The 11,201-nt window shown below is 68.3% G+C and carries 8 protein-coding genes and 1 pseudogene; 4 read left to right on the plus strand and 5 right to left on the minus strand.

Annotation, left to right across the window (positions count from 1 at the left end; all coding sequences use genetic code 11):
• Positions 1-92 precede the first annotated feature (92 nt).
• Positions 93-704 carry a TetR family transcriptional regulator gene (locus ACFXNW_RS19005; RefSeq protein ID WP_379419017.1) on the plus strand — a complete coding sequence of 204 codons (612 nt, stop codon included), beginning with the start codon at positions 93-95 and terminating at the stop codon, positions 702-704.
• A 39-nt stretch (positions 705-743) separates the two neighbouring features.
• Here the strand turns inward: ACFXNW_RS19005 and ACFXNW_RS19010 are convergent, their stop codons facing one another.
• Positions 744-887 carry a hypothetical protein gene (locus ACFXNW_RS19010; RefSeq protein ID WP_379419018.1) on the minus strand — a complete coding sequence of 48 codons (144 nt, stop codon included), beginning with the start codon at positions 885-887 and terminating at the stop codon, positions 744-746.
• Positions 888-1,115: 228 nt separating this feature from the next.
• Between ACFXNW_RS19010 and ACFXNW_RS19015 the strand changes: the two genes are divergently transcribed.
• Positions 1,116-2,336: a site-specific integrase gene (locus ACFXNW_RS19015; protein WP_379419019.1), complete on the plus strand. Its 1,221-nt coding sequence runs from the start codon at positions 1,116-1,118 to the stop codon at positions 2,334-2,336.
• 144 nt (positions 2,337-2,480) lie between these two features.
• On the opposite strand, the gene ACFXNW_RS19020 is transcribed toward ACFXNW_RS19015, so the two are convergent.
• Positions 2,481-3,488, minus strand: a complete 1,008-nt coding sequence (locus tag ACFXNW_RS19020) for a tyrosine-type recombinase/integrase (protein ID WP_379419020.1) — start codon at positions 3,486-3,488, stop codon at positions 2,481-2,483.
• A 252-nt stretch (positions 3,489-3,740) separates the two neighbouring features.
• Here ACFXNW_RS19020 and ACFXNW_RS19025 point away from each other — a divergent pair, with 252 nt between their 5' ends.
• The gene (locus ACFXNW_RS19025) at positions 3,741-4,385 is read left to right on the plus strand and encodes a class I SAM-dependent methyltransferase (RefSeq protein WP_379419021.1); all 645 of its coding nucleotides are present in this window, start codon (positions 3,741-3,743) and stop codon (positions 4,383-4,385) included.
• A gap of 511 nt (positions 4,386-4,896) precedes the next feature.
• On the opposite strand, the pseudogene ACFXNW_RS19030 reads toward ACFXNW_RS19025, so the two are convergent.
• Positions 4,897-7,888, minus strand: a pseudogene (locus ACFXNW_RS19030) (Tn3 family transposase).
• Positions 7,889-8,051: 163 nt separating this feature from the next.
• Here ACFXNW_RS19030 and ACFXNW_RS19035 point away from each other — a divergent pair.
• Positions 8,052-8,741 carry a TetR/AcrR family transcriptional regulator gene (locus ACFXNW_RS19035; protein WP_379419022.1) on the plus strand — a complete coding sequence of 230 codons (690 nt, stop codon included), beginning with the start codon at positions 8,052-8,054 and terminating at the stop codon, positions 8,739-8,741.
• Here the strand turns inward: ACFXNW_RS19035 and ACFXNW_RS19040 are convergent.
• Both ACFXNW_RS19040 and ACFXNW_RS19045 read right to left on the minus strand, forming a co-directional pair.
• A complete protein-coding gene (locus tag ACFXNW_RS19040; protein ID WP_379419023.1) occupies positions 8,729-9,277 on the minus strand; it encodes a hypothetical protein in 549 nt (182 codons plus the stop codon). The two genes, ACFXNW_RS19035 and ACFXNW_RS19040, sit on opposite strands and share 13 nt — an antisense overlap.
• A 551-nt stretch (positions 9,278-9,828) precedes the next feature.
• A complete protein-coding gene (locus tag ACFXNW_RS19045; RefSeq protein ID WP_379419024.1) occupies positions 9,829-11,064 on the minus strand; it encodes a PucR family transcriptional regulator in 1,236 nt (411 codons plus the stop codon).
• Positions 11,065-11,201: the final 137 nt, after the last annotated feature.

The following is an 11,201-nucleotide window of genomic DNA, read 5'->3' on the forward strand; positions in this document are numbered from 1 at the left end:
TTACACTTTGCTGTGATGTGTATTCATTAGAAACACTTTGCGCCGTGTTGTCAACGATGGAACGTTCTGAACTTTCATGTACGATGGCTCTCGTGGCTGAAGCGCCGAACTTTCACACCGAGATGCGCCAGGTCCTGCGCGCCCGCGTCATCGACACCGCACGCAACCTGGTCTGCACCGAAGGCTGGGGCGCGGTGAACATGTCGCGCGTCGCCAAGGAAGTCGGCGTCAGCCGGCCGGTGCTCTACAAGGAAATCGGCACCAAACAAGACCTCGCCGACGTCGTCATCGCCAACGAACTCGACACTTTCCTCACCGGCATCGCCGAAACCATCGCCGCCCAACCCGCCGACGTCATCGACGGCCTCACCGCCGCCGTCGAATACACCCTGCGCACCGGCGCCGACAATGCCCTGCTCAAAGCCGTGCTCGCCGGACGCTCCAGCGCCGACACCAGCCTGCTGCCCGTGCTGATGACCGAGCCCGAACCCGTGCTCGGCCGCGCGATCCCCGCCCTCACCGCCGTCGTGCGCAACCAATACGGTCTCGTCGACATCGCCGACGACGACCTCGACACCATGGTCGAGGCCGTCGTCCGGCTCGCCCTGAGCCATCTGTTCCAGCCGACCGGTCCGATCGACCGAGCCGTCACCCAGATCGCCCTCGTCATCGGCAGCATCTTTGCCCCGATAGCCACCGGGTGAGCACCTGCGGCGCGCCCGCAGCCGGGTTCACCGCATGAGTCAGCGAGTGGCTCGCAGCAATTCGCGGTCACGGATCGGGTCGGCGCGAACGAGCGCGACGATCGCGGCGTGTGCGCCGAGGAACTGGAACGCCGCGGTGTAACCATCGACCTTCGAGGACGAGGTATCCACGACGATGCCCATCGCCCAGCGGTTGCGCGACGAGGCCGAACACCGCCTTGTCGGAGGCATTGAGCATGTACAGCACCACGAGCAATCCGGTCAGACCCCATGCTGTGACCGTGGGTGGCTCGGCTGGTGCCACCCTCCCTGCTCACCGGGACGCGCCCGGCGACTGCCCGAACGCCCGGCCCCCACCGGCTACATTCGACACATCGCCGCACCCAGATCCGCTCCACCGAACGGGGATTGATGTCCGAGCACCCTTCCTCCGCGCAGGCGGCCGTCATCGCGATCCCTGATCCCGTGCGAGTAGAACTGGAACGCGGGGTGCGCAGTGTCCTCGTCGATGCCGCGGCGCTGCGCCGGGTTCGCGAACGATTCGCCGACGATCAAGCCGCCGCCCTCGGCCGCTACCTCGAAGCATCACAATCGGCCAACACCGTGCGCGCCTACCGCAGCGACTGGATCGCCTGGACGGCGTGGTGCGGCGTCGAAGCCAGACAGGCGCTGCCCGCGGACCCGCTCGATGTGGCCGTCTACCTTGCTGCGGCCGCCGACGCCCGCCGCGACGACGGTGAATACGCCTTCCGCCCCGCGACCCTCGAACGCAAAGCCGCCGCGATCGCCGCCGTACACGCCGCCAATGGTCTGCCCTCTCCCACCCGCAGCGACGTCGTCCGCCTCACCCTGCGCGGTATCCGACGCACCCGCCGCACGCGGCCCACCCGCAAACGGCCCGTCCTATTGCACACCCTCGAACAACTTCTGGCCGGGCTCCCCGACCCGGGCTGGCCCACCGAACCCGCGCGCCGCCGCGACACCCTGGCATTGCTCGTCGGATTCGCCGGTGCCCTGCGCCGCAGCGAACTGGCCGCCCTGCGTGTGCGCGACGTGCACCTCGCCCAAGATCACACCACCGGCGAACCCGTCCTGCTCGTCCACCTGCCCAGCACCAAAACCGATCCCACCGGCATCACCGAACAACGCGTCGTCCTGCCGCGCGGCACTCGCCCGCACACCTGCCCTGTCTGTGCGTTCGCCGACTGGATCACCCTGCTCGCCCGCCACGCCACCGACCCAGACCGTCTGCGCGAACAGCTCACCGCCACACCGGCACCCGATCCCGGCATCCACAGCTGCCACGGCTTCACCGCAGTCCCGGCGGCCATCCGCGCCGATCAGCCCCTGTTCCCCGCCGTCACCCGGCACGGCGGCATCGGCGCCGACCCCATCTCCGGGCGCGCGGTCGCCGAGCTCGTCAAACGCTACGCCGCTCGCGCAGGCCTCGACCCCGCTCTGTTCTCCGGCCACTCCCTTCGCGCCGGTTTTGCCACCCAAGCCGCACTCGGTGGCGCGGCCGACCGCGAAATCATGCGCCAGGGCCGCTGGTCCAACCCGCGCACCGTGCACCGCTATATCCGCACCGCAAACCCCTTGGACGACAACGCCGTCACCAAACTCGGTCTGTGAGCATCTGGTCAGCTTCGACCCTTGCCACATCGCGGTACAGCGCAGGTAGCGCGCAGTCTGGCTGGTGCCTGAAACCGGGGTTGACTCTGATCGGGGTTCCGGTAGTAGCCGCCGAAAAATCAACGGATATGACGTAGCTGCTGGTCAGCGTCGGCGTTCGGCTCCCGGGCCCAAGATCGAGGTCAGCTCGCGCATCGCCTGTGGGGACGGTTTGAAGTATCGGCGCAGGTTCTCGGCTTTGCGGTGGCGGGACTTGGCCATCAGTTCCAGCAGGCTGGCCCCGGATTCCCCGAGGTGGGTCAGGCCGGAGTGGCGCAGTTCGTGCAGGTCCCAGCCGGTCCGGGGTCCATCGACGGCGGTGGCGGCGTCGAGCAGGTCGCGGGCCTGGTCGTAGGACAGCCGGGCCAGGCCGGTGTTGGGACAAACGTCGCGGTCGGCGAGGTACTTGCCGGGCCCCGGCCGGCGGTGGGTCACGAAAACAGGGCCGCGGGTGCGGTCGCGGATGAGCCGGGGCAGCAGGCGGGCGGTGCCCGCGTCCCAGTACACGTTCTCGAGGACGTGTTCGTGGTGGGCGGCGCCGCGGCGGCGGGTACGGGGTTTGGCGCCCTTGGACTTCACCGCCGCGCACCGCCCTGCGAGGTCGAGGTCTTCGATGTTGAGCTGGAGCAGTTCCTCGGCACGGGCACAGGTTTCGTACAGCATCCGCCACAGCGTCTTCTCCCGCAGGTGGATCTCGCGGCGGGCGATGAGCCGGTCGATCGCGGTACGCGAGCGGACGGGGGTGTCGGAGTCCGGCGGTGTGGACCGCGCGGCCGAGGCCGGGACGCTCGGTGCGGTCCAGCCCTGCTCGGCGCACCAGGACAGCCATCTGGCGACTGCGGCGCGGCGCGCGTTCCAGGTGTTCACCGCGGCGGTGCCCCAGAGGGTTTCCAGTGCGGCGCCGACTTCGGTGTCGGTGACCGAGTCCAGGGCGCGGCTGGCGGCGGTGAGTCCGTCGTGGCGGGCGTCGAGCTGGTCGACGGTCTTGACGACGGCGATGCCGTAGGCGCGGCGGGTGTTCGCCGAGCCGATCGTGTCGAGGAACGCCTCGGCGGCGGTGCGCAGGGTGCGCGCCGGCGGGGCGGTACGCAGCCGGGTCACTCTCGCGGCCATCGGATTCCCCTCGTCAGTACTAGCCCCGGATAACGGGGTCGCTTCGTGTGCACGCCGGAGCGGGTCCGCCGCAGGTCGCCTCTCAAGTTACCCCGGATAACAGCCCATTATCCGGGGTATCACTGCTATCGTTGAGCGGTCACGGCCAGACGCGTACCGCCGTTCCGGTGCCTCCACCCGGCCGGGTGGAGGCACCTTCGCCGTTCCCGGGTAGCGCCGAGTCCGCCACGATCATGGAATATCGTGCCAGTCATGACCACGGATGATTGGTTGGCCGACACCCGAACCTCTTATGACACGGTTGCGGTCAGCTATGCCGACCAAGTGCGCGGCGCCCTCGCCGGACACCAGTACCTTCGCGCGGCTCTGGCATTGTTCGCCGACAGCGTGCGGACCGCTGGCGGCGGACCGGTCGCGGACGTCGGCTGCGGCCCCGGTGAAGTCACCGCCCACCTGCATGAGCTCGGTGTCGACGCCTTCGGTATCGACCTCTCCCCGGCGATGATCGACGTGGCCCGGCGCGACCACCCCGGCCTGCGGTTCGAGGTGGGCTCGATGACGGAACTGAACCTGCCCGTCGCTTCGGTGGCCGGCCTGCTCGCCTGGCAGTCTTTGATCCACATCCCAGACGACGAGGTGCCGACTGTATTCGGGCGCTTCCACCAAGCATTGCGTCCCGGCGGACCGTTGCAACTCCTGTTTCACGTCGGCGGCGAGTCGCTGTTGAAGACAGAGGGCTACGGCGGTCACCCGATGAAGGTCCATGTCCACCGCCGTCAGCCGAACCAGATGGCATCGTGGCTGCACGATGCCGGATTCGTGGTCGAGGCCCAGATGCTGCTCGACCCGGATGCGAAAGCTCAGCAAGCGATTCTCTTCGCACGCAGTAAGTCCTAACTTCTGCATATGTCGGGCTCGCCATTCGGACCGCGAGGTCCCCGACGTACACCGCCCGGCGGGAAGCGTGGACCTGGAGTACGCATGTCACCGACCGACGCGACGCCGAACCGCATCGCCCCCACTGACGCGCCGCCCCTTCGGCGCCGCGGTCACCTGCCGACCAGACGCCCCGCCCGCGCAGTCGACCCAGGAGCCGGCATGGAATCCCGGCGTCACCCACAGCGAGCCCGAAATACGCCCTGCACGTCTGGACCGGCCGGGCACGGCGGGTGATCAGCCGGCACACCGGACGCCAGTGGGCGGGCATCACCGCCGACAAGCTGCGGATCGGAGTCGAGGGCGCCCCTACTCCTTCGGCTACATCGCCGGACCGCACCACTCACGGGCCTGGGACCACGACTGGACCCAGGACGGACGATCCTGCGCGGACCTGATCCCGGACATGAGGACCACCGAATGGCTCGACCACGAGCACACGAACCGGGCCCTGGGGTAACGCCGGGACCGGTCAGAACAGGGTGTCGCGCACCCGCAGCGGCCGGTAGCCCGTCGGGCCGAGCGCGGCGAGTTCGCCCTCGATGTCGACTTCGATCGCGCCGAAGAAGTTGATGTTGGCGCTGTGCGCGGGGCTGACGTGGGCCAGGACCTCGTCGTCGATGCGGTGCCCGGCCCGGCGCATCTGCTCGACCGCGAGGCCGTAGTACTCGGTGGTCCAGGCGATCACGGCGTTGGTGGCCAGGGTCAGGCACCACGCTTGCTCGGTCTGGTCGGCGAGCTGGCGGGCGCGGATCGTGCCCTCGTGTGCGTAGAGCAGGTCGCGGCGTAGTGCGTGCAGGGATTCGCCCTTGTTGAGCTGGCGGGTGATCTTGCGCCGGTAGTCCGGATCGGAGAGGTATTTCGCGGCGTAGATGGTGCGCCGCAGCGCCCCGTACTCCTTGAGCGCGGCGGCCAGGGTGTTCTGATGGCCCGAGGCGGAGAGCTTGCCGACGAGCAGGGAGGCGGTGGCGTGCCCGAACTTCAGCGAGCCGGCCAACCGGAGCAGGTCGTCCCAGTGCTCGGCGATCAGATCGATGTTGGCCTTGCGGGTCATCAGCGGGCCCGCGTGCGGGAACCGGGACTCGGCGTCGCCGCGGGGGCCCGGCCGGTAGAGGGTGATGCGGCCCAGGTCCCGGATGCGCGGGGAAAGCTGCATCCCGAGCAGGTCGAACAACCCGAAGTTGACCAGGGTGACCCCGTGGGTGTCGGTGGCGTGTTCGGTGATCGGCAGATCGGTGGCGTTGCCCAGGATCTCGTCGAGCACGTAGTGGGCTTCGCGTTTGGTCGCCACGATCACCTTGGTGCCGTAGGTGGCGTGGGTGTCGGTGACATGGGTGTAGGTCGACAGGCCCTCACCGGCGAAGTAGCGGCTCATCGGCCGCGCGGTGGTGGATTTCCCGCGCGTGGGGAACCGCTGCCCGTCGCTCGACGACAAGGTCCCGGTGCCGAACACCGGGGTCAGCGGGAGCCGCTGGTGGTAGTCGATGAGTACTAGGTTGGCCGCGCGCAGGGTTTCCTCGCGCACATACCATTCGTCGGTCCAGGACAAGATGCCGTAGGAGATGCCGCAGGCCTCGGCCATCCGGGTCAACCCGAGGTTGGTCGAGTGCGCGAGCAGCACCGCGATCAGGTTGCGCTTCAACTCCGGCGTGCGGGTGGCCTGTCCGCCGGCGTGGGTGAAGCAGTCCAGGTAGCCGGTGCGTTTGTCCAGCTCGATCAGCAACGACACGATCGGTGCGAACGGCAGCATCTCGGTCAGCTCGGCCTTGAGCGCGATCGCCTCGGCCGGAACGTCCTCGGCGGTCAGCGGGGAGATGATCAGATCCCCGGACTCGCCGTCCAGGCGTACCGGCCCCTCACCTTCGGCGAGCACGGTCTCGAGTTCATCGACCGCGGTGTGCAGTTCTTCGACGACGGCGGCCAGGGCGACGCCGGGATCGGCCGATCGCCCGACCAAACGGCAGAACTCGCCGCGCTGCGGTTCCCACCGCTGCGGTGTGAGCAGGTAGGCGGCCGGGTCGGCGTAGCGGCGTGAGCCGGGCACGTACACGTCCCCGCTGCGCAGCCCGAGCAGCACGCACAGCTCCCAGTAGTGCCGGTAGGCGGTAGCGCTGCCGGATTTGCGCGCCGCGTCGAGGTAGCCGCGCCACTTCGCGGGCACGAACCCGGTCGGGGCCTCGTCGAACACCTTCCGCCGCGCGGTCGCGTTGAGTTCACGCAGCATCGCGACCGCGATCAACAACTCCGTCGCCGCGGTCCCGCCCGCGAACTCCACCGTTGACAGCACCGCGCAGGTAGTTGTAGGAGGAGTCCAGCGCGGCCAGGTGCCCGTGATCACGCGGCAACCGGGGTTTGGCCTGCGCGATCGCCGCCCGCAGACGTTCCCACCCGATCGCATCGCCGCGGATCAACGCACCGATCTCCTCATCGGCCACCGCCGGATCGGTCACGATCGCCAGGAGGTCGTCCAGCAGGGCATGGCGGTCCTCTCCGGATTTGCCGCGTTCGGCCAATTCCTGCTGCATCCGGCGTTCGGCGGCACCGAACTTCGCCGAGATCGCCTGATCGAACAAGGCCACGACCTCGTCGAGCACGTCGGTTCCGGACTGCGCCAGCACGGTGAGCAGGATCGGATACCGCCGCTGCGGATCCCGGCGTTCCAACGCCTGCGGGGTCAACCGGCGCCCCATCGTGGCCAGGAACCGTCGCCGCTCGGCGGGCAGCACCGACATATCGAGCCGGTCGGCACCCAGGCCGCGCAGGAACGCCAGCTTGTCGACCTCGGCGCGCACCGCAGCCGCGGACGCCTCCACCGGCCCGGTCGACAGCCACCGCAACCGCGAAACCCCCAGCGAGGCATCGGTGGTCAGCAGTGCGTCCAACTCGGCGCAGCGGGCCGGGGTGAACTCGTGGGCCGGACGGTCGTAGGTCTCGCGCTGGGCCTGCTCGCGGGCGTGGGCGACGCGTTCGACCATGGTCACCGGACCGGGCCGGATCCCCCGCGCCGAGATCAGATACTCACACCCCAACCGGAACAGCAGAGTCGGGGAATCATGCTCCATCGCCCGCGCGAGCAGGAACTCGTCGAGCTCCTTGAGTTCGAGCGCACCCGCCGCCCGCCAGCCCAGATACTGAGCGACCAGGCGTAGATGGTCGGTGCGGGTCTGGGCGCGGCGGCCGTAGGAACGGATCTCAGTGCCGTCGAGCCGCAGCTGCTCGGCCAACCGCGCTACCGCGACCGGCGGGGCGGTCACCACACGATCGGGCACGAATCCCAGCCACGGCAACGTGCACAACGCGATCGCGATCGCGAGCCGATCAGCCGGCCCACGACCGCGGCCGGGATCGACGAACGCCAGATCCGCCGGCGAGAGCGTGAAGAACCGGAACAGCTGCTCCCGGCCGATCTCCGGGAACTCCCGCAGACGCGCCAACTCCTCATCCGCGAACACCCGTGTCGCCACGAAACCGACCTCCCAGCAACCAACCACGTTGGGAGCCAAGCCAACCAGTAGTCCGCCTCCACCGCAGGCCGAACCGGGCCCTCACCAGCAATCAGCCGCGGCTACGCCATATCCGTTGGTTTTTCGGCGGTTACTACCGGAACCCCTGAGTACGGTAGGCAGTGTGCCGCGAGAGACGTTGACCAAGGAGCAGGTCCTGAGGGCTGCGGTGGAGGTGCTGGATGCAGGAGGAGTAGCCGGTTTGAACGTGCGACGACTCGGTGCGCAGCTGGGCGTGGCATCGACGGCCATGTACTACTACGTCAAGAACAAGGACGAACTGGTCACACTGGCCGCTGACCTGGTGTGGCACGAAATCGACTTGCCCGACCCCGCAGCCACCGATTGGCGGTCGGCTGCAGCGGTATTGGCGCGCGAGGTGCACGAGATGATCGACCGGCATTTCTGGTTGTTGGCGGCCATGAGCACGCATGTGATCTACGGGCCGGGCAAAGCGCGTTTCGACGAATGCGGTTTGGAGGTATTCGAGGGCGCGGGTTTCGCCGGTCGCGATGCGGACCGCGCCGCGGCGACCGTCCTGATGTACGTGATCGGCGCGGCGCAGGGCTCGGCCGCCGAGCGCGCGTGGGAGGCACGGTTGCGGCGCGACGGTGGCGACGTAGGCTCGCGCCGACCCGATGCGCTGGCCTACGTCACCGAAGCTGCATTGCAGTTTCCCCGGCTACGGGCCCGACTCGACACTCCGACGCCGGACGCGGTCGAAATTCTGCCCGGCAGTACCGGTTTCGAATTCGGCTTGCAGACCGTGCTCGACGGCCTGCAGGCCCGGCTGGCGGCCGCTCAGGAGAAGTAGCTGCCAGCGGCGGGCAGCGTGAGCGCGACGATCACGACCAGTGAACCCACGGTCGCGAGCAGCCACCTCAGTACCGTCGCCGGTCGGTACCAGGACGGCAACGCGGCGGCAGCGGCTCGCAGCACGGCCCGAACATCGAGGCTCCGCGCTCGCGGATCGTCGAGCTTGGCGAACGCCGACGCGGTCATCGGGATAGCGAACACCTGGATCGTGGTCACGTAGCCGACGCCGAGGAGCACCAGGGGCTGCACCACCCAGGTCAATGCCCGCCCGATCTCGCTACCGGCCAGATTGAGAGCAGCCAGCACCGTGAGTACGGCGGCGATCGCATAGCCCGCGACGAACCCCCACCGGCCCTCCTCCAATCGGACCCCGTGCTCTCCGAGCAGCTCCGGATCCGCGCCCTGGCGGACCGTCTCCGCCTCCGCGGCCCCCTGCGCGCGAGGACCGGCGGTCCGGTAGGCGGAAAGCATCACGACGAACATCGCGGCCAACGTCAACTGCAACAGGCCTGCGAGAGCCACAGGGATCGGCACAACATCTCCTCGCGTGGATTTGAACTAAGATAAACGCTAGATTAGCTGGGCTTTTACCTTTGTTCAACAGAGGGCCCTTCGCGCTGTCCGGGGAGACTGGGGATCGCCTCCTTTCCGCAAAATTCGCCCGTCCGGTAGTCGGCTACCTGTCGATGTTCGAGGAGGCAGGCAACCGGATAGGCGTGATCAGAAGCGGGTGTCGCGGACACGTAGCGGCCGGTGGGGCCGAACTGGGCACCCCGCGGAGGACACCTCACCCCCTACCGGCGCAGCGACGACGCCGATCAGCTCGCACACAAGCACATCATCGATTCCACTCAGATCAATGATCACTCTGGTCGATTCCGATGCTGGCAATCGGGCCAGGTTGGGGGTCACGTCGAGCGTTCTCGACGTTCCGTCAGCGCCACCACCCGCGACGTGCTCTCACCCCGGCGCGTTGTGGCGCTGGTGTACTGGTCCTGTCGGTGTCGGGCGGTGGCTCTGTGCGCAGTGCACAAACAACGATCGTGCCGTACTACCGCACGAGCGCCGGTGCGGGACAGGTCGATTCAGGCTGCGGGCGTCAGCACATTGCGGTACCAGCGGCACACACCCAAGGCGAAACGTACATCGAAGCTGTCGCTGTCCACGGTGATTCCGTATCGTCCGGTGATCTGCTGGATGCGGTACTGGACGGTGTTGCGATGTACTTGCAGTACCCGCGCGGTGCGCGAATAACTGCCGTCTTCGGCCAGGAAAGTATCCAGTGTGTGCCGCAGCAATTGCGCTTTGGCGCTGTTTGCGGCCAGTGGCCCGAGGACTCGCTGTACGACGGCGGCGAGTTCGTCCGGTTCGTCTGCCAGGAGCGCGAACGGGGCGACAGCGTCGAAGTCGACGACGGCCGGTGCGTCCTGTCCGGCGGACATCACCAGGGCTTTGACCCGAGCCGCGCCGCGCGCGCAGCGCTGGAACCCGCGCAGCCCGTCCCCGGCGGGACCGAGCGCTACCCGCACCGGCAGCTGCGAGGCTTCGATGCGTTCGGTGAGCACGTCGAGCGCCCGACGATCGCCCTCGGCCGGAAACCAGATCCGCATATCGCGTGCGCCGGTGGCCGAGACGAGTTCGGCGCCGTCGGCGCCCATCGCCGCCGACAGCAGCTGCCGCGCCTGCTCGAGCGCCCGCGCGGCGTCGGCGCCGGTGGTGGTCGGCGGGGTCCACAGTTCCGCGGCGCGATGTCGACGGTCCAGGCGGTAGTTCAGCGCCGCTTCGGCGGCGCGGAGGTCGACGTCGTCGTTGTCGAGCAGCCGGGCGATCCACTGCTGGCGGGCCGCGTGGCGGCTGCTGAGCCAGCGGTCGCGTTCTGCCTCGTAGATTCTGCCCATCGACGAGTTGAGCCGATCGAGATACCGGCCGGCGAACTCGAGCAACTCGGCGATCCTGGCAGGCTGATCAGGCCCCGGAACAGCGAGGATCAGCCCGATGGCGGCGTCGAGCAACCGGTATTGGCCCAACCCGTATGCGCGCAACAGCACCGTCAACGGCACACCGCGCCGGGCCAGCCGCTGGATGTAGGCCGCGGCACCGGCAGGCGGGCTGACAGTCGACGGGTCGATGTTGTTGGCCAGCACGTACTGCACGACGGCGACGTTTTCGGCGATGCTGGCGGCCCGCATCTCGGCCAGATCGAAAGCGACGTCGGTCACCGGGATCATCTGCTCGGTGACCCGGATCAGGTCGTCGGTGATCGCTTCGGTGAGCGGACCCAGCGCCTGGCCGACCCACACCAGGGACCCGTATGCCGTCACCGGCCGCTCCGTTCGTTGAACAAAAACTCTCGGCGACATTGTGCCATCAGCACAATTTTGTCTCCGAGTGCGCGTTCGGCGCCGCTGTAGCCGCCCTAGGTGTGGTCGTGACGCCGTGAGCTGTGGTGTCATGTTCG

The sequence above is a fragment of the Nocardia sp. NPDC059180 genome, from assembly GCF_042754945.1.
Lineage (GTDB): Bacteria > Actinomycetota > Actinomycetes > Mycobacteriales > Mycobacteriaceae > Nocardia.